Origin of the sequence: Brevibacillus choshinensis, from assembly GCF_001420695.1 — a bacterium.
Classification (GTDB): Bacteria; Bacillota; Bacilli; order Brevibacillales; family Brevibacillaceae; genus Brevibacillus; species Brevibacillus choshinensis.
In genome coordinates, this window is record NZ_LJJB01000013.1 from 106,942 (window position 1) to 126,644 (window position 19,703).

Here is a 19,703-nt window from a genome sequence, read left to right on the forward strand (position 1 = left end):
ACAATTAAAACAACAATAGAAAAAGTGAGGAACACAACATGGCTGATTTAAACTCAAAATTATTTAGTGCCGCAGACAACTTGCGAAGCAAAATGGATGCATCAGAATACAAAAACTACTTATTAGGATTGATCTTTTACAAGTACTTATCTGATAAGTTATTAGAAAAAGTAGTTGAACTAGCAGGTGAATCGATAGAAGAATATAACACACAAGAAAAACAAACTCAACTGTATAGGGAATTATTAGCAGAAGAAGATACAAAAAATGACTTGATTGAAACGTTAGTGGATACATTAGCCTATGATATTGAACCAGATTATTTATTTAATGTATTAACCAATCAAGCTAAACAAAACACGTTTCAGTTGAATGACTTGAATAAAGCCTTTATCGATTTGTCTACGAAATATGATCAGTTTAATGGATTGTTTGATGATGTGGATTTGAAATCAAAAAAACTGGGATCAGATGATCAACAACGAAACATTACCATTACAGAAGTACTTAAGAAACTAAATGATATCGATGTGATGGGACATAATGGCGATGTCATTGGGGATGCCTATGAGTTCTTGATTGGCCAATTTGCCTCAGAAGCTGGTAAGAAAGCTGGAGAATTCTATACACCTCATGAAGTATCTGACATGATGGCTCGTATTGCTGCAATCGGTCAAGAAGACAAAAAATTGTTTAGCGTATATGACCCAACAATGGGATCAGGTTCCTTGATGTTAAATATTAGAAACTATATTAACCATCCAGATAGTGTAAAGTATCATGGGCAAGAACTAAATACAACGACCTTTAATCTAGCTAAGATGAACTTGATCTTGCATGGTGTTGATAAAGAAGATATGCGTTTACGTAATGGGGATACATTGAACAAAGATTGGCCGACAGATGAGCCTTATACCTTTGATGCTGTCCTTATGAATCCACCCTACTCTGCAAATTGGTCTTCTGATGATACATTCTTAGATGATTCTCGTTTCAATCGTTACGGGAAGTTAGCGCCAAAATCAAAAGCAGATTTTGCTTTTGTTTTACATGGATTCTATCATTTGAAAGATACGGGAACAATGGCAATTGTCTTACCGCATGGGGTACTGTTCCGTGGAGCTGCAGAAGGTGTGATTCGTAAGAAATTATTAGAAGATGGTAGTATTTATGCCATAATTGGTATGCCTGCAAACTTATTCTTTGGGACATCGATTCCAACAACAGTCATAATCTTGAAGAAAAATCGTACCACTCGTGATGTTTTATTTATTGATGCAAGTAATGAGTTTAGGAAAGGAAAGAACCAAAATAAACTTTCCAATGAAAATATTGATAAGATTGTCGAAACCTATAAGAAGCGAGAATATGTTGAGAAATATGCCTATTTGGCTTCCTTTGATGAAATCAAAAAGAATGATTTCAATTTGAACATCTCTCAATACGTAGATAGTTTTGAGGAAGAAGCACCTGTTGATATGGCTAGGATTGGCTCAACAATTCAAGACATTCGAAAAGAAAAAGCAGAACTAGAATCTAGCATATATGACATGATTTCTTCGCTACAATTTGATGAAGAAAATGCTGAATGGATTAAGGGTGCATTAGAGGTGTTTAATCGTGAAAAATAACAATACACCAGAAATTCGATTCCCAGGGTTTACCGGAGAATGGGAAGAGCGTAAGTTGGGAGAAATATACACAGAGAGGAAAGAACGAGGATACGATTCGTTACAGATCCTTTCCGTTTCCATCCATCATGGTGTTTCAAACGAAGAATTAGACAGTAATACTTTAGGGAAAAAAGTGCGCAGAAGCGAAGATAAGTCTCTATATAAACATGTTTATTTCGGTGACCTTGTTCTTAACATGATGCGTGCGTGGCAAGGGGCAATCGGAGTCGTAAAGTCAGAAGGGATGGTAAGTCCTGCATATATTACTGCTATTCCCAGTGCACAGCTTTACCCTCTGTTTATGGATTATTGTTTACGTCGAGATGAAACGATTAATCAGATGGACAATCTCTCTTATGGAGTCACCGACTTCAGAAAAAGACTATATTGGGACTCGTTTATTAACGTAATGTGTCGCATACCTTCTGTGCCTGAACAGGAGAGAATTACGGCCTTCTTCACCCACCTTGACAACCTTATCACCCTTCATCAGCAAGAACTAACCACCCTCAAACAAACAAAACAGGGATTCTTGCAAAAAATGTTTCCGAAAGAAGGGGAATCCTTGCCGGAAGTTCGTTTCCCAGGATTTACTGGAGATTGGGAACAAATTCGATTAGGGGACAGAGCAACAATAAAGGGTAGACTTGGATGGAAAAGCCTTAAACAAGAAGAATATATTTCTGATGGGCCAAGCATGATTGCGGGAAAACACATTAACAATGGGGTAATAGACTGGAGTGCAGTGGATCATATACCACAATGGAGATATGATGAATCACCAGAAATTATGTTGAAAAATGGAGATGTAATCTTTTCGAAAGATGGTTCTCTCGGTAATCCTGCTTTAATTTCTGGTTTAAATATCTCAGCAACTATAAATTCTACTATGATGCTAGTTCGAGTCGATGAAACGATTGATCCTTCATTTTTCTATCAAGTAATGAAAAGTGAAAAATTTGAGCGATTAATTTATTTGAAAGTTTCCGGTAGTAGCATTCCTCATTTATTCCAAGCAGATATGAATGAATTTATGTTCCTAGCACCAGTAAAGGAAGAGCAAATCAAAATCGGCAACTTTTTTAAACAACTAGACGACACCATTGCTCTTCATCAGCGTGAATTAGATGCCTTGAAAGAAACGAAAAAAGCATTCCTACAAAAGATGTTTGTATAAGTAAGTAGAGGCGGGAGAAACATGACAAAGATACCACATAATGATGAAGCTGAGGTGGAACGTCGCCTGATTGAAGTGTTAGGGGAAGGGTATAATCAGTGGAATTATCGTCCAGATTTAAAATCAGAAGAAGACCTATGGAAGAACTTGCGTGAAATAATCACGCAAAATAACTTATCAGAAATTGGGGAACATCCAATTACTGATAAAGAATTTGACACTATTAAAACAGAATTATTATCGAAAACACAGACACCCTTTGATGCTGCTAGATGGCTCAAAGGGGAGAACGGAATTGCTCGTATTACGATTGAACGTGAAGATGTTTCCCTGGGTTCAATGGCGTTGGTGTTGTATTCCAATCAAGACATTGGTGGTGGAATCTCTACATACGAAGTCGTTCATCAGATTGCGAAACAAAAGGCAAACGTTGATGGTCGTGATCGCCGATTTGACGTGACACTCTTAATCAATGGGTTACCAATTGTTCAAATTGAATTGAAACAGGTCACTGCCAAAGACGGTGTATTCCAAGCTTTTAATCAAATCAAGAAATACGCAGAAGAAGGAATGTTTAGAAATAATATCTTTTCTACTCTTCAGTTATTTGTCATTTCCAACGAACAAACGACTCGCTATTTTGCCAATGCAATGCCAAAAGACATGCATAAGAAATTTGTTTTTAGCTGGCGAACAAAGGACAATAGAAAAGTAGAAAATCTCTATGAATTTGTGAAACAAGTCTTAAATATTCCAGATGCGCATCGATTGATTGCCAATTATACGATTGTTAGTGAGGAACAAGATAACAAAGCCTTAATGGTATTACACCCTTATCAAATTCATGCGATTGAAGCCTTGTTTACTTCTGCCATGAAACATGAATCCGGATATGTTTGGCATGCGACCGGTTCAGGAAAAACGTTGACATGTTTTGTTGCTACGAAATTATTAGCTCGTAAATCAGGTGTAGATCGTACAATTATGCTCATTGACCGAAAAGACTTGGACAATCAAACTACCACTGAATTCACCAAATTTGCTTCCGAGTTTAATACCGGTATATCTTCTGGGAATGCCAAGTCTAATAGCTTGATTATCGGTACTGGAAGTGCGAAGGAGTTAAGTGAAAATCTTCTGTCTAATGCAAATTCTAATACAGTGATTATTACCACTCGTCAAAAATTAGAAAATGCCTTGCGCTATGCTCAAAGACAAGAGGAACAAAAAGGAACCCAACGCTTTAAGAAATTACTGGGACAACATATTGTCTTTATCGTGGATGAATGCCATCGAGCGTTAAGTGCAGAAGGAATGGAAGAGATTAAGGAATTCTTTCCAAACTCTACATGGTTTGGTTTTACTGGTACGCCTATATTTAATGAAAATAAAAAACAAGCTAAAGGCCAATTAGCTCGCACCACTCGGGATCAATATGGAGAAGAATTGCATACTTATACCATTAAGAATGCATTAGATGATGGGGCTGTTTTAGGATTCCAAGTAGAGCACGAGGATACGATTGAACCAACATCATTAAATAATTATATTTTTACTCAACTGCGTCAAAAAGAAAAATACGCTCATTGTACTGATGATGAAATTAACAACATTATCGATCAAATGGATGGAATTGAGAAGGAAGCATATCTTGAACCATCTACTTTCGAAAGTGATGAACATATTCAAAAGGTCATTTATAAGATTTTTCGACCGGATAATGCCTATACCAAATTTGATTTTCAAAATGGCCGCCCACAAAAATCTGCCATTTTAACAACAAGTTCCATTGATATGGCGAAACGCTACTATAAGGCAATCAAGAAAATGACCAAAGATCCAGAGTGGTTGACGAAAGAATTTGCTGACCATCCGATTCGAACGGGCCGTACGATTGAAGATCCGGACTTTCCTCGGATTGCTATCACCTATTCGATACAAGAAAACGAAGATAATTCCAAACAAAATGAAGATGAAATGAAAGAAATTATCAAGAACTATAACGATTATTATCATACAGCTTGGTCGATAGAAGATATTGAACGATATAATGGCGATATCAATAATCGTTTAGCTCGTAAGAAGGCAGAGTTCAAAGAATTAGGGAAACAAATTGATCTTGTCATTGTCGTAGATCGCTTATTAACTGGATTTGATGCACCAACGATACAAACGTTATTTGTGGATCGAAATTTAAGTTATGCCAATTTGATCCAAGCCTTTTCTCGAACCAACCGTACTTATCCAGGAAAGACAAAAGGACTGATTGTGACATTCCGAAAACCTTCGACAATGGAACAAAATGTAAAGGATGCGACAAAGTTATACTCGCACGCACAAGAGGAATCCAAACTTATTTATCCAACTTATGATGAATCGAAGAAACGCTTCAAAAAGGCTCACAAAACGTTGCAAACACTGGTGCCAAATCCAACCGATATTAACGAGCACTCTTCGCTTGAAATTCGGATTGAATTTGTGAAAGCTTTTCAAGAGCTAAATAATGCCTTCGAAGCTTTAATTACGTATGATGATTACAACGATGAGATGGAGAAATCAAAAGTACTTCAAGAACAGGTAAAGGCCTTAGAAGAATATATTGGCGTGTATAACACGGTTAAGGGATCGCTAGTCGATGAAGGGCGTAGTGGCGGACCAGAACCAGGACCAAGACCAGATTTCTCAGATATTGAATTCTATGGAGAAAATGCGATTAAGATCTATGATATTGACTCAACCTATATTGATCGATTATTAGAAACGTACTCAGCCAATAATCAGAATATCCGTGAAGAGATCGAAAAAGTACTTCAAAAACTGAAAAAATCAGAAATTGTTAAAGACGTATATCGTGCGATTTTAAACGCTATTGATACCAAAGAAATAGATTCAGATGAAGATATTCTTGTAGTGAAACGACGATTCTTCACTGAATCCTATAATAAAGCGATTGAACAATTTGCGAAAACTTGGTTTGTGGATGAAGGGGAGCTGCATTCATCTGCTATTCAATATTTGATAGGAACAGAACCAATTCCGAATATCGGGGGAATCATCAACAGCAAGCAATTTGATAAGTATAAAGCCGTTCATCCAGATGCAAAACCGTTGAAATACGGACCAGAATTGAAGCGTCAGTGGAGAGAGACATTAGATGGAATAATTGTACCTTTGAATGACGAGTTGAGATAAAATCGTTTATAGGTATTACTAGATAATGCTTATAAAGAACAAGACCGAAGGAATAGATCCCTCGGTCTTTCTTATGTTTAATAATCTTTCATTTTGGTTCTACCGATAACAAACGTGCATAATCTAAACGGGAGCATAGGGCATCAATTAGACCAGGTATAAAATAGTATAGTGAAGTAGAAAATTGTGACGAATATTTGACCAGTAATCACTAATCACGAGATTTTGTGACCAATGAGTTGAACTATGTAATGTCGCTCTAACCCATGATATCATTCGTTTGCAGGAGAAGGTCGGAATTGAACCCATTAGACGCCTCACGGACGTCACACTCGTATTTGATGACCAAATGGAAACAACAGTCTCAAAAAGGGTTCCCATAATCATTGTTATCGGAACTTAGCTTTTTTTTGTACCCATGAAACATTTATTCTAGTAATCTCACTTTGGTCACAAAATGGTCACACACTCCAGAAAATCGGAGGATACAAGCGGAAACTATCAATTAAACACCCGAAAACCCTTGATACAACTGGGTTTTCGGGCACTCCAGGAAACAAACGGAAACGGCTCTATACAAATTGACAGGGTGGGAGGCCGCTGGTTCGAACCCAGTCCGGATCACCATAACAGAACGTTTAAAGCCCTTGATTATCAAGGGCTTTTTTGATGCATACAGATTTGTTTTTTAGATTTATACAGTATCAATTTTTCGAAAGGGGTGAGATTCTGGTGGGAAAAAGCTTCGGGTGGGAGCCTAAACGAATTGGGGGAAGCGGATTTAAGGGACTCTTTTCTCGGGGAAGAGTCGGTGTTTGGTGGTAATTCGATTTCATCTTTCGTAGCGGTAAAACAGCGTTCAGCGATTCAGAAGCATTCTTATCGGCAAAACACAAAACGTGTGCGTAGGTGTTGAAATGGAAATGTCGATAGGATGAGCATCCAGAAAGCAACAGAGTATTCGCTTTTTTATCAGAGCGCTCGTAATTTTGTGTTTGTCATTCTGCTTGGGTATCCAATTTTCGCTTAGCTCTCCATCGTGCCGTACAAGACAAAAGGCTTTCACTCACCGGGAATCCAGGTGGGAGAAGGCCCATTTTGTAAAAGAAAGATAACGACCCTCCACTAGATGGAAGGCCGCAAAGATCGTCACAAGTATTGCTAGAATTAGAGGGAACCGTGGGTATAATCAACCAGGGTCGTAAATTTTACAGCTTCGTTTTCGCGCGCCATAAGATAATGCAGACGGGCATCCGCCATGAGAGCAAGCTGGCCGTCGTCTGTGTAACCGCCGATGGGGCCGTGTGAGATCGCAAGCATCGTTACACCCTCCGGTGAAGTGAAGGGTTCATGGATGGCTCCAGCCGATTCACAGGTATAATAACCGGCATAGCCTTTATCATCACCATCGTCATAATAAAACCCACCTTCGATGATGTACGCTTCGGTATTGTGAAGATGCCAGTGGACGGCTGCTTTCGTGTTTGGATCTACTTTGAGTAACAGGGTAAAATTTCCTGAAACCAGATCGCAGAACAGCAGCTTGAAATAGGTGCCGGGCATGAGCCAATCCGTCCACGGAATCCAGTCGGGATTGACAAAGTCTTTTCTGGTTCCTTTTGGTGTGGTTCCGGGGTTTTTCATCCAGTACAAAGGATGAAACGACGTGGGTTTCAATTGGTTTTCAGACATGCAGATGCTCCCTCCCAAATGTAAAGGTTGTAATCCTTCCCAAAATCGTAATCTAACGATCTTACCTATTTCTTACGGTTCATCACTGTTTTCTTACAGTATCGGGAACGTCTAGATAAGGGTTTTCTTACTGATCTTTCTTATTTGTGGACTGCGTTGTATAATTTTCTGTATTATCAAAAAGTTTTGGGAGGGGAAATCACAATGAAGATTTTCGAGTCCAAGCTGAGTCCCCCAGAGCTGACAAAATGTTTTCCGCGAGAACGACTGTTTCTATTCCTCGACCAACATCTACATAAAACGCTTCTCTCGATTACTTGCGAGGGCGGGTATGGCAAAACAACCCTTATTTCAAGTTATCTAAAGGCTAGGAGCATTTCAGCGGTATGGTACCGTTTGGAAACCTCAGATCGCAATCCTCATACGTTTCTGGCATATCTGACGGCAGGCCTGGGGAAGCATGTGGGCCGAGAGAAGATGCCGGATGCAAATGAAAATAGGACTGCTGCACAGGCGATTGATCAGCTTGTGGCGATGATGGCTGCATGTGAGGAACGCATACTGATCGTTCTTGATGATTATCATTTGTTAAAGGATCAAGAAGAGATCAAGCAGATCATGGTGCATTTGTTTCATTCGTCCCCCCCACTTATCACATTTATCGTCACTGGGCGCATGAAGCCTGACCTCCCTTTGGTCCAGATGAAGCTGCGGCAGCAGCTGGCAGAATTGTCTACGCAAGATATGGCATTCAATTTGGAAGAAACCGAGAGCCTGTTTAGAGAACTTTTTCACTTGGACATTTCGTTGGAAGAAATGCAATTGATATTGCGCAAAACAGAGGGCTGGGCTGCCAGTCTGGTATTGCTATGGGATGTGTTGAAGAATCTGAATGATACACAACGTAAGCACTTCATCACCCACATGGGAATCACAGAAGACATTTACAGCTATTTGGTTACGGAAGTATTGGGACAACAGAACGAAGAACTCCAGGATTTTTTGCTTCATACTAGTTTGCTTGAGGAACTGGAACCAGCTATCATCAATCGCTGGTTGGACATCAGTCATGCGCAAAAAATGGTGGATCACCTGCACACGCATCATTTGTTTATCTACCGGGATCACCGGAGAGCGTATCGCTACCATCAGTTGTTCAAGGTATTTCTCTATCAACGCTTGAAGAGTGAAGTGAGTCAGGCAGAAATAAACCAGAAGCATGTCCAATTGGGAGGCATTTACGAGCAAAACCAGCAGCTTTTGAGAGCTTTTGTCCACTATACATGGGGCAATGAGTATCTGGAGGCAGCGAGGCTGATGAGAATCATGGTGAATCGCTATCGTCCAGAATGGTTCTTGCACGTTGTAGATGGAGCGCTGGAAGCTTTATCACCGGATCATTCTCTGGCAACGACCAGCTTGTTTTTGTTTCGCTGTGTACCCCTCGCTATTATGGAGGAGCTCATCCCCGTTCTAGAAGAGAGTATCAAGCGAAAACAGGAGAAGAACGGCCTGGCAGCCGAGTTGCAGCATCGGTTAGCGAATATCTATTTTTACCGCGGAGATATCAAACGTTCGCAGGCGTTATTTCTCGCTTCAGCGGAGGGGGCCGAACAGGCGCAAGATTTTGCGTTGGTTGCATTGAACCTGTCAATGTTATCGCAGAATTGTCGATTACAAGACAAGCCTGCGGACGCGATTCGCTATGCTCGCCAATCTTTGTCTTACTCTGAGCATCACGGAATACCCCCTCATGTGCTGATGCATGGATTGTGGAATTTGGCGGAGGTCTTGCTGATGCAGAAGGAGCTCGACTCTGCCGAGACCTTCATCCAGGAAACCATCGCGGTATCCGACCTCTGTGATGAGGCATCCAAAGCCTTCCCTTACAGTTCCATGAACAAACTATACCGACTGCGACGCGAGTATGAAAAGGCAATTGAATGGGGGCGAAAAGCTGTCAGCCACGCTTCCCGATTCCGGATCGATACCGATATTGGCTGGGCAAACATGGAGTTGGGGATTACTTATATCCATGCTCAAGAACCAGAGTTGGCAGAAGAATGCTTATGTGAAGCGCAGCGATACTTTCAGAAGTACACCCATTTTTATCGGCTCAGCGAGAGGGTGCTAGCGGAACTGAAAGCCTCCCAGACATATGAGGGTATATCCGTTAAAAGTCGACCATTGGCTTTAGAAGCTAAGCACCTTTGCATCAACATACTGGGGCAGTTCATCATCCAATGTGGTCAGGAGAATATCAATATCACGAGAAAAACAAGTTTATACTTATTCCTGCTTTTGCTGACCAATCGAGGAAGAAGGTTGACGAAGGACTACATCATGGAAGAGCTGTTTCCGGATGATGGCATGGAGACGGCCTTAAACAAGTTTTACGTCTCCTTGTCTATATTACGCAAGAATCTAGAACCTGAGCTGGATAATGGTCGCAATTCAGCGTATGTCAAGCAAGATGGCGACAACTACTTTTTGTCGATGGAAAATATCCGAGTGGATGCAGATGACTTTCTTCAATGGACGTCAGGGAAAGAGTGGAGAGTAACTCCCTTGACGATTGATCAGTTTTTAAAAGCGGAATCCTGTTATCGCGGTGATTATGCTAGAGATTTTCCCTATCAATCCTTTCTTGTAGCAGAGAGAGAAATGCTTCGTTCGTGCTACATGAGGGTGTTGGAGGGGGTAGCTAGCTATTATTGGGATCAAAAGCATATCGAGCGTAGTATACACTACTACGATAAAATTCTGGAGGAAGACCCCTATAGCGAGCATATCTACCAGGAATACGTAGCACGATTGCTGGAAGCAAAGCTCGTTGTCAAAGCGAGACGAGTCTATGCCCGGGGGAAAAGGTATCTGGAGGAGGAACTGGGCATCCCGATGCAATTGGATCTTATTTTGGATGAAAAAGAAAACATCGTAAGGAAAAAATGAATTCCCGTAAGATTTCTGTAAAAAGGATTCAGTACTTTTGGAAGCATTAACAAATGCTGAAAGAAGGGACTGAAGAAGATGGGTTCATTAAACGGACAAATTGCGGTAGTTACAGGCGGAGGTAGCGGCATTGGCAGAGCAATTGCCCATCAGCTGAGCAAGCAGGGAGCGCATGTATGGGTTGCAGACCTGCAAGAAGATAGCGCATCACGAGTCGTATCAGAAATCAAGGAAAACGGAAATCAGGCTACCTCTTATCGTTTGGATGTGTCCGATTCGGAGGAGGTCGCACGTTTTTTTGAAAATGTGGATCAAACATGTGGGCGAGTAGATATTCTCATTAATAACGCAGGAATTGCGGGCAATCCGTCGCTGCTCACGCAGATGGTTGACGAAGAATGGAAGCGGATGTTCAATGTTCATGTGCACGGCTCGTTCTATTGTCTCCGAGAGGCAGCTAAGCTGATGATGAGAAATCGGTATGGTAGAGTAGTCAACATGTCATCCTTGGCCGCAGAGACTTCACTGGCCGGTTTTTCCCACTACGGGGCTGCCAAGTATGCGATCGTCGGTTTGACAGAAGCAGCGGCGAAAGAACTTGCTGGCTATCAGATCACCGTCAATGCAATCAAGCCTGGCGTCATCCGCTCAGCTCTCACCCAGGGAATTTTGGGCATGGCAGAGGATCGGCTCGCCGAAACCACACCGTTAAAACGAATCGGGGAACCTGAGGATATCGCCAAAGTGGTGTCGATGCTGGTACAGCCTGAAACGAGTTTTGTAACTGGTAGCTCTGTCGTGGTGGATGGAGGTTTTCGTCTTATGAATGAGATGGATCGTGTGATGCTTGAGGCGTTGGGAAAGTAAGATGCATTGAAAAGGATGTCCTAATGAGAATGGACCGGAGCCTTTGCTCTGGTTTTTTTCTATTTTCACTGGAAAAGCAAACAAATAAACGGTGATTGCCATCCCTTGATCTGAAGACAAAAGACAATGGCATGCAATTTTGCAGAGAAATACGCTCCTAACAACTGGGAATCGTAGAGTTGAATAAGAAGATTCTCGAGCTTATATCTTTGTTCGACGCCGCAAGTCGTATTCATTGTTTTGAAAACGCTATTGGCAGTAAGCATCTCTATGAATAGATTAAGCGTGGTTACAGAGCTTGCAGCTCATCGCACCAACTGATACAAATCCAAAACATACGTTCCTGACAAGATGTGTCACTCTACTTGTTATCCTGAACACACAGACAAAATTCCCACGACAAAGCAGGTATTACGCAGAAAAGAATCGAAGGGAACCAAACAAGCATAGAAAAAAGAGGAGGGTTACTCTTGAACACCGTTCAATTGGGAAAGATCAAGATCATTGATCCGCGTGAGCTTTGGAGCAACGAGGAACGAGATTTCACGCCGTGGCTGGCTGAAAATATAGAGGCACTTTCTGAGGCAATCGGGTTTCCAATCGAGGTAGAGCAGACGGAGAAGGCTGTAGGGAAATACGAGCTGGATGTAGTAGGAAAGGTCGTAGGGACGGACAAGGTCGTCGTTATCGAAAATCAGCTGGAAAAGAGTGACCACAAGCACTTGGGGCAGTTGGTCACGTATGCAGCGGGCCTGAATGCTTCCGTCATTATATGGGTGACGCCGTATGTGGAAGATGAGCATCGCAGAGCGGTAGAGTGGTTGAACGAAATTACGGACGAGCAGGTGAACTTTTTTCTGGTCAGACCAGAAGCTTTTCGGATCAATGAGTCATTGCCAGCAGTAAAGTTTTACGTCGAAACGGCACCGAGCCATTTTGTTCGCAATCTGCGTGAGGCATACAAACGAGAGGATGCTCCCCGCCATACCTTTCGCAGGATGTTTTGGCAAGAAATGTTCGATTATCTCGCCGCTGACAATCATCCAAATGCAAAGGGCCGTCAAACTTCCGCGGATTCTTGGGTAGGTTTTTCCGTCGGGAAGTCCGGTGTGAGCGTGAATGTCTGTATGGGGCAGGGATCTAAGCTGCGAATTGAGCTTTTGTTAAGTGCTTCAACGAGGGAACAAAATGAAAAAGCTTATGAAATGCTGAAAAGAAAGCAGATTGAGATTGAAAAGATCATGGATGGGGAAACAGTCCTATGGGACGAGATGGGTTCGGCCAAGTCTTGCAGAATTGCCGTGAACTATGCTTATGACAAAGCGCGAGCGGAGGACGATGCCTCCTACAGAAAGGAACTGTTCAAGTGGATTGCCCCCAATCTGTCGCGGCTGCGAAGAGTGGGAGCCGAATATCTAGCGAAAGGCAATGAGTAGGAAAACGAGGGAGGAGAATGAAATCAAGATGCTGACGAAAATCAAAAGAGTTAAGTTTGAACCGGAATACAAGAATCCCAAATATACCGTATATCTAGAATGTCCAAAAGGGAACGAACTGTTTGTCGCATTTGATTATACCTACACTTTAAAGACTTACATGCCGCTAGAAGTGGAATATAACGGAGTTGCCAAAGGAGCAAAATTGGCCTGGTACACGAATGAGGTTGAAAACATGACCGTAGATGCATTCTTGGCGGGTATCGCACAGAAAATAAATAAGAAGTACAATTTCAAAATGGAAACGAAATAATTTTTAGGAGCCCCCAAAGTAGCCGCAGCCATAATCCAAAATACTCAAGGTCAACTTTTAATCGCAAGACGCAAAAAAAGGCAAATCCCAAGAAGGAATGTGGGAATTCCCAGGCGGTAAGATTGAGCAGGGAGAAACGGTAGAAGCTTGCCTGCAAAGAGAACTGCGGGAAGAGATGAACATCTCAATCACGCCGTATGAGCCGTTCGGAGTAAACGATCATTTCTATGGGTCTACTCATAATCGTTTATTCGCACACATGGCAAAGTACATTAGCGGTGAAATATCGCTAGTAGACCACGATGAGTACCGATGGGTCGAGCGTGATCAGCTGCAAGAATATCTGTTTGTTCCGGCTGATATAAAGTTTGTGGAGATGCTACAAAAGGAAGCATAAGTATCTGAAACTTGTTTCTATGAATATGCTTAGACCTCTTGGGTGCAAAAACAGTATATTGAATTGTTTCAAAAGATTGGGGGGCGCGTTATGCGTTCACCATACATATCCATACAATAATTCACTTTGTCACAAACTATATGTGTTTCATCCTACAAGCACTAACCAGTTTATGCGTATTTGCCAGCTTTCTAGCTTTGCTACGATCATCCAAAAGGGAGAGCTTGCGCTCTCCCTTTATGTCATGCTGTTCAAATGTTTTTAAAAATACTTTTTCCCCGTATATCGCGATAGGCATTGAATAATTCTTTAGCTATTTGCACATTCCCCACCACTGTACCCAAGTCCATGTTATTTAGGCTGGGTATCATCTGAAGCAATGAGGGGCGTTTCGGCCTATGCTTCCTTCTCGTCTTCGTCCATTCCTGATGATACAGATCCAATGCCGCTGGATCTTTTCTCAATTGCCGCCTGGTGACATTTTTCAGTTTGAGCCATTCCATAAATTCTGGTGTCATACGATCCTGGCTCCCGTTTGGCTGCTGTCTTCTCAAGGACGTTCCTCCTTTCATTTACTGATAGTAATGAGCAGAGGACACATTGCTCTTCCCCTTTACTTGTCGAAACTAGAATTACTGTATGAAAATCTGACTAGTTTTGCTTGTACGAACGCCTAGTGAGGCGAGGGAGGATGGGCATAACCACGATGAATCAAGGCCTTTCTTTTACGGGGTGCTAAACTCGCAGAGGCGTAAGAAGCAGGGAGAGTTGTACGAGTCTTGGGACAAGCCTTGAAAAATGTTTACTTGTTCCCATACCTACTAAAAGGGTTTGCAAGAAGCTACTCCTACATGTTAGAAAAGCAAGGCATCTCCGCTGGCGAAGCTTTAGAGTGAGCTTGCTGGGAGTACAACGACAAGGGAGCGTCAGATCGACACCTGCACAAGATGGAGTTCTGGCGTTTTTAACGTGTGGAGACAAACGAAAATACACGCAAAGGACAAAGGCCAACAGAAAATGCTGCTTGTATCTCCTCGCCAAACAGAATACATGGTTAAGGATGTGAGTAATGTAGTGTAGATACATCACATCCATGATAAGGAGGAGCAGTTCGATGAGTTTTTTTGACAAGATGAAAAAAGGCGTTACCGATGCTGGCTCTAAAGCGAAAACATTGGTCGAAGTCAATAAATTCCGCCTGAATATTCAATCCCTAGAGGCAGAAATTCAAGAACGATTTAAAAAGATTGGCCAATCTGTTTTCGAATCAAGCTCAGACGAAATCGGTTCGGAACCAACATTGGATCAAAAGGCAAAGGGGAATATCGTACAGTTCTGCCAAGAAATTCGCTCCAGGCAACAGGAAATTGTTGAATTGAACAAGAAAATACTTGAGTTGAATCACCAAAAGAACTGCGACAAGTGTGGCAGACTGAATCAGGCGGAGGTCAAATACTGCTCGGAGTGCGGCCATGAGTTTACACAGGTGGTCACGATTGACGTGGTAGCTGCACAAACCACCACGGAAAGTACAATGATTACGTGCTGGAAATGCCACGAGCCCTTAAGTCAAAATGACCGATTTTGTGGAAAATGCGGAACTTCAAGGTAGTAGTCAAGCGGTGCCGGTGTTCATTATAACAGTCTATCTTGTGTGTTAATTCTAGCCTGCCACAGAATTCAGAGGCGGGTTATTTCTTGTGCAAAAAAAGATAGAACTAGAAACGTACCTTCCTGACAAGATGTGTCATTCTCCCTGGAATCCTAGACAAAGGAAAAGTTCCCGTGCTCCAGCAAGTTTTGCTGGGAAGAAAGTAATAGGAATCAAAAGATGCTGCAAACAGAATGGGAAGTACAGTTTGTCTGGAGGAGCAGTACCTGAGGAACGCGAAATCAAGCAAGTGTATTTCCGGGACTATTTTGGAGGTTTCTACAAATTTCTCGCCCCTTTTGAAGTTTTCTTTGTGCTTAGCCAAACGGAACAGCTTTTTTGTTTCATCTGACCAGTTGCCTTGTTCAGCTTTGTTTTTGACCGGAAATGCTCTTTGCAATTTCCTGATGCACTCGACCATGCGAGATCCTTCGCTGGATTTGCTCCAATCGCTTCTTCGCAAATCGGTGTGTTACTCCGAATTCTCTGGCAAGCAGCTCGATCATTTCATTTTCATGCTCCGGTATTCTGATCTTACGGATCATGAAGAAGGGGATGGCAGCATAGAACTGAAATGCATTTGCCTCCATTTCCTGCAGTTTTCGAAATTCATTCGGAAGGTTGCCCTGATTCCCCATATGTCTGAGAGGATGGCATAGCTCATGGCAGAACACTTCCCAACGATGCTCTGGGGAATAATGTGAATTGATGAAGATATGTGTATATTCTTCATCAAACATGACTTCGTCGCTGACTCCAGGGGCGAATGTCACACCAATTCCTAATAAAGCAGAAATGTTTTCGATGGATAAGTCCGAAGGGGTTCTGATGTTATTCATGATGTAAAATTTCTCGACCCATTCTTCCAGGATGGTTCGTTCGTAATAATGGAGCATCTGGATCCCCCGCTGAGGAGTGCATGGGCTCGTGTTAACGGGCAAGAAAATGAGCCGACTGGCACATTATTTGTTCGGCTCAACGCTAAAACGAGACTACTCAGTATTCGCCATAAGTTTTTCCGTAGTAAGATTCCATTGCGATATTCTTGAATTGAATTATATTCATAAATAGAGCAGGGAACAAATGTTCTTTATGTTGGATGTCTTGTGATGAAAAAAAACAGACACGCTCCTAGGAGTTCGTGCCTGTAAAAGCTGCAAGGTATTCCCATTAGTTATGATTTTTCCTGCCCTGCTCCAATATCCGCGCCTTATGCTTCCTGAATTCCTCTAGTTTCCATTTAACCGTCTCAGGTAATTCCTCGAATAAAAATTGCTTTTCATCTTCGGGTAATGCATCAAAATCATGAAAGGCACGGCTAATACTTGTCGCCAAATTTAGTAAGTCGTCTTTTCTTGTAGTTGGGGTAGGGTTATTCGTTTTTCCATACAGGTAATCTGTAGAGATCGCAAAGAGGTTTGCGATCTTATTGACCGTTTCCATTGGCGGCTGTTTTGTTCCATTTTCATATGCTGTATAGGTAGGGCGTGCAACACCAATTAATTGTGCAACGTATCCCTGAGTCCATTTAGGATCCAGGTTTTTCTTTTTTTCTCTCTCATTTTTCAGTTTTTTAGCAAAATTATTCATATCAAATTCATCCATAAAAAAACCACCGATCCAAGAGAATACCTCAATTATAATGTTACTCTCAGAAACAACAAATAAATGTTACTATAAGTGTAAAAACCCTATTAACATGTTACCTAAAGGAACATATAATAAAGCTAGGTATATAATCCTAATAAGATTGAGGGGGGGGATTACATATGCGCGAATGGCTAAAAGACAGGCGTGAGCGAAAATGTCTTACGCAGGAACAGGCTTCAGAATTGTGCGGGATCTCGCGAAGTTATTACACCCATATCGAAAACGATGTAAAAACACCTACTGTTAAGGTAGCCAAAGTGATTGCTGAGGTCCTTGATTTCGATTGGACGAGCTTTTTTAAAGAAGAAGGTTCCTTAAAGGAACATTTTCCGTGAAATCGTACTTGAATAGACATAGGATAACCAAAACTTTAATTGGAAATTAACAACGGAAAGGAGTGAATGATTGGATGGAAGCAGATGTTTTCGGTCGCCAAGTAGCCAACATGACACAGATGAATGAATGCAGCTACACTAGCGGCACGCAGATTTCTAAAATAGGTCGCAGGGGGAGGGTGGCTGAAATGAAAGAATTCCATGACTGGAATCGGCGGGTGCTAGAAGCCTTAGAGCAGACCTTTACATATGACGCAAAGCTGATGACTTTGTTTGTACAGGAGGGGGAGAGGCAAAATCAACTGTATGCAGAGAGGTTGGCTGAATTTCGAAAAAAAGTCGATGAGGAAAAGATTGAATACTCAAGTATTTGAGGGGCGCATTGCGTTAATCTCTTTACTTAAGAAAAAGACAGGGGAGCTGGGAAAAGAAAAAGGGCGCCTACATTCTCGAGGCGTCCTTTTTGTTATTGTCAGTTGAATACATTCTTCGATGAGCAAAACGTTCATCGGTAAACTTCGGGTTTACCAATCCCCAATATCAAGTCCCACAATAAGTCTGATAACGCCCACAAGATGAATCAGGCAACGCAGCGTACTCCTCCTGCTCTGGCAAATGCGCATACGGCCTCGACAAAGCCCCAAGCAGCCGCTCCAACACACTATAATCGCCTTGGCTTACCGCAGCCTCCAGCGCTTCCTCCACCCGATGATTCCGAGGAATCACCGCCGGATTATTCTCCCGCATCAATTCATGAGAGGTCTCTGCCGTTTCCTGCTGCCTCCCCAATCTCGCCTGCCACTTCTCTTGCCACTCGGCAAACTCCAGAGTACCAAACAAGACCGGCTCCTCGATCTTCTCAAACGTCAATGCCCGAAAAGTATTCGTATAATCCGCTCCAACCTTCTGCATGGCATTAAGCAGCTCAATAACGAGTGCTTCATCCTCAGCCTCTTCGTTAAAAATCCCCAGCTTCGCCCTCATTCCATCAAGCCAATTCCGATGATACAGCTTTGGAAATTCGGCAATCGCTTCCTCGGCCAGTTTGACAGACTGCTCCTGGTCGTCATGCAGCAGAGGCAACAGAGTCTCGGCAAATCTCGCGAGATTCCACGCCGCAATATACGGCTGGTTGCCATAGGCATAGCGGCCTTGAGCGTCGATGGAGCTGAATACCGTCGCGGGGTCATAGGCATCCATGAAGGCGCAAGGACCATAGTCAATGGTTTCTCCACTAATGGCCATGTTGTCGGTGTTCATGACGCCGTGAATGAAGCCGACGAGCTGCCATTTGGCAATGAGCGAGGCTTGGCGCTTGATCACTTCCTGAAGGAACGAAAGATAGCGGTTGTCATCGTCAGCCACATCCGGATAATGCCGTTGCAAGGTGTAATCCGCCAGGGCACGTAGCTCCTCGATCGTGCACCCTTTCGCAGCGTATTGAAAAGTGCCGACGCGAATATGACTGGCAGCCACGCGGGTCAGAATGGCACCTGGTAGCTCGGTCTCGCGATAGATGGATTCACCGGTAGTGACGACCGCCAAGCTGCGCGTGGTCGGGATGCCGAGGGCGTGCATGGCTTCGCTGATGATGTACTCGCGCAACATTGGGCCGAGAGCTGCTCGACCATCTCCTCGACGGGAGTAGGGCGTTCTGCCTGAGCCCTTTAGCTGAATATCTACTCGCTCACCTTGGGGAGTGATCTGCTCACCCAGCAGCAGAGCTCGGCCATCTCCTAGCATGGTAAAATGCCCGAATTGATGGCCGGCGTAGGCTTGGGCGAGGGGCTCGGCGCCTTCTGGAATCCGATTGCCAGCCAGCGAAGCGACGCCTTCCTCGCTTTCTAACGCTTGGATATTTAGACTTAGGGAGGTTGCCAGCGGTCCATTTAATATAGCCAGCTTCGGCGCACGCACAGGCGGTGAGTTTAGCCTGCTAAAAAATGCTTTCGGCAGTCGGGCATAGCTGTTGTCAAAGTTCCATCCCGTTTCTATTACTCCGTTTTTCTCTATCATTGGATCTCCTTTATCTTTTGACCTTATGGTAGGTATGATCGTTCTTTTGCTATGAGACAATCTTTGTTTATTGTTTACTTCTGCCAATTAATTATAACCCTTTACACACACTACGATGACTCCTTTTTATGTACCCGAGCACACTGGATTCTATCACTGCCACCACGATCTGGAGAACAGGTAGAAGAAGTGCAAAAATGACAAAAATCTTTTACCGACAAAAAACCACAATAGTAATTATTTTCAGAATTTGATATTGAGCTTTTCCGAAGCAACGCTTATAATGCAACTAGAGTTACAACTTCATTCATGTATTCGTTTTAAAGTGTAAACTTCAATTGCCGCAATCGTG

Annotated in this window: 16 protein-coding genes; 11 read left to right on the plus strand and 5 right to left on the minus strand. The window is 42.7% G+C overall.

From position 1 onward, the window contains the following. The first annotated feature begins 38 nt into the window (after nt 1-38). The 3 genes from AN963_RS20750 to AN963_RS20760 are packed head-to-tail and all read left to right on the plus strand — an operon-like array spanning nt 39 to nt 6,042. On the plus strand, nt 39-1,631 hold the full coding sequence (locus AN963_RS20750; protein WP_055746474.1) for a type I restriction-modification system subunit M: 1,593 nt from the start codon (nt 39-41) through the stop codon (nt 1,629-1,631). After that, entirely contained in the window at nt 1,621-2,850 is a 1,230-nt protein-coding gene (locus tag AN963_RS31720; protein WP_055746475.1) for a restriction endonuclease subunit S, read from the plus strand. The genes AN963_RS20750 and AN963_RS31720 overlap by 11 nt, the downstream gene beginning before the upstream one ends. A gap of 21 nt (nt 2,851-2,871) precedes the next feature. Next, on the plus strand, nt 2,872-6,042 hold the full coding sequence (locus AN963_RS20760) for a type I restriction endonuclease subunit R (RefSeq protein WP_055746476.1): 3,171 nt from the start codon (nt 2,872-2,874) through the stop codon (nt 6,040-6,042). Nucleotides 6,043-7,209: 1,167 nt separating this feature from the next. Here AN963_RS20760 and AN963_RS20765 read toward each other — a convergent pair. Next, the gene (locus AN963_RS20765; RefSeq protein WP_055746477.1) at nt 7,210-7,734 is read right to left on the minus strand and encodes a 2,4'-dihydroxyacetophenone dioxygenase family protein; all 525 of its coding nucleotides are present in this window, start codon (nt 7,732-7,734) and stop codon (nt 7,210-7,212) included. A 204-nt stretch (nt 7,735-7,938) separates the two neighbouring features. Between AN963_RS20765 and AN963_RS20770 the strand changes: the two genes are divergently transcribed. From AN963_RS20770 to AN963_RS20790, 5 genes are all read left to right on the plus strand, one after another. Then, nucleotides 7,939-10,686 (plus strand): BTAD domain-containing putative transcriptional regulator, encoded by a 2,748-nt coding sequence (locus tag AN963_RS20770; RefSeq protein WP_055746478.1) that lies wholly within the window; start codon nt 7,939-7,941, stop codon nt 10,684-10,686. A 78-nt stretch (nt 10,687-10,764) separates the two neighbouring features. Continuing rightward, nucleotides 10,765-11,553 carry an SDR family NAD(P)-dependent oxidoreductase gene (locus tag AN963_RS20775; protein WP_055746479.1) on the plus strand — a complete coding sequence of 263 codons (789 nt, stop codon included), beginning with the start codon at nt 10,765-10,767 and terminating at the stop codon, nt 11,551-11,553. A gap of 470 nt (nt 11,554-12,023) precedes the next feature. After that, nucleotides 12,024-12,989, plus strand: coding sequence for a DUF4268 domain-containing protein (locus AN963_RS20780; RefSeq protein WP_055746480.1), 966 nt, complete (start codon nt 12,024-12,026; stop codon nt 12,987-12,989). A gap of 28 nt (nt 12,990-13,017) precedes the next feature. Then, nucleotides 13,018-13,302: a hypothetical protein gene (locus AN963_RS20785; protein WP_055746481.1), complete on the plus strand. Its 285-nt coding sequence runs from the start codon at nt 13,018-13,020 to the stop codon at nt 13,300-13,302. 97 nt (nt 13,303-13,399) lie between these two features. Continuing rightward, nucleotides 13,400-13,699 carry a (deoxy)nucleoside triphosphate pyrophosphohydrolase gene (locus tag AN963_RS20790; protein ID WP_152985707.1) on the plus strand — a complete coding sequence of 100 codons (300 nt, stop codon included), beginning with the start codon at nt 13,400-13,402 and terminating at the stop codon, nt 13,697-13,699. A 251-nt stretch (nt 13,700-13,950) separates the two neighbouring features. Here AN963_RS20790 and AN963_RS20795 read toward each other — a convergent pair whose 3' ends face one another. Continuing rightward, a complete protein-coding gene (locus tag AN963_RS20795) occupies nt 13,951-14,253 on the minus strand; it encodes a hypothetical protein (RefSeq protein ID WP_055746482.1) in 303 nt (100 codons plus the stop codon). A 560-nt stretch (nt 14,254-14,813) separates the two neighbouring features. Between AN963_RS20795 and AN963_RS20800 the strand changes: the two genes are divergently transcribed. After that, nucleotides 14,814-15,311 (plus strand): zinc ribbon domain-containing protein, encoded by a 498-nt coding sequence (locus AN963_RS20800; RefSeq protein ID WP_055746483.1) that lies wholly within the window; start codon nt 14,814-14,816, stop codon nt 15,309-15,311. Nucleotides 15,312-15,715: 404 nt separating this feature from the next. Here the strand turns inward: AN963_RS20800 and AN963_RS20810 are convergent, their stop codons facing one another. Both AN963_RS20810 and AN963_RS32040 read right to left on the minus strand, forming a co-directional pair. Next, nucleotides 15,716-16,246, minus strand: a complete 531-nt coding sequence (locus AN963_RS20810; protein WP_055746485.1) for an ImmA/IrrE family metallo-endopeptidase — start codon at nt 16,244-16,246, stop codon at nt 15,716-15,718. A 274-nt stretch (nt 16,247-16,520) separates the two neighbouring features. Next, complete coding sequence (locus AN963_RS32040) at nt 16,521-16,955, minus strand: helix-turn-helix domain-containing protein (protein ID WP_407922559.1); 435 nt, start codon at nt 16,953-16,955, stop codon at nt 16,521-16,523. 164 nt (nt 16,956-17,119) lie between these two features. Between AN963_RS32040 and AN963_RS20820 the strand changes: the two genes are divergently transcribed. Further along, nucleotides 17,120-17,335, plus strand: a complete 216-nt coding sequence (locus AN963_RS20820; protein WP_055746486.1) for a helix-turn-helix transcriptional regulator — start codon at nt 17,120-17,122, stop codon at nt 17,333-17,335. A 74-nt stretch (nt 17,336-17,409) separates the two neighbouring features. Next, entirely contained in the window at nt 17,410-17,709 is a 300-nt protein-coding gene (locus AN963_RS20825; RefSeq protein WP_055746487.1) for a hypothetical protein, read from the plus strand. A 166-nt stretch (nt 17,710-17,875) separates the two neighbouring features. Here AN963_RS20825 and AN963_RS20830 read toward each other — a convergent pair whose 3' ends face one another. Continuing rightward, nucleotides 17,876-19,351 (minus strand): protein adenylyltransferase SelO, encoded by a 1,476-nt coding sequence (locus AN963_RS20830; RefSeq protein WP_055746488.1) that lies wholly within the window; start codon nt 19,349-19,351, stop codon nt 17,876-17,878. Nucleotides 19,352-19,703: the final 352 nt, after the last annotated feature.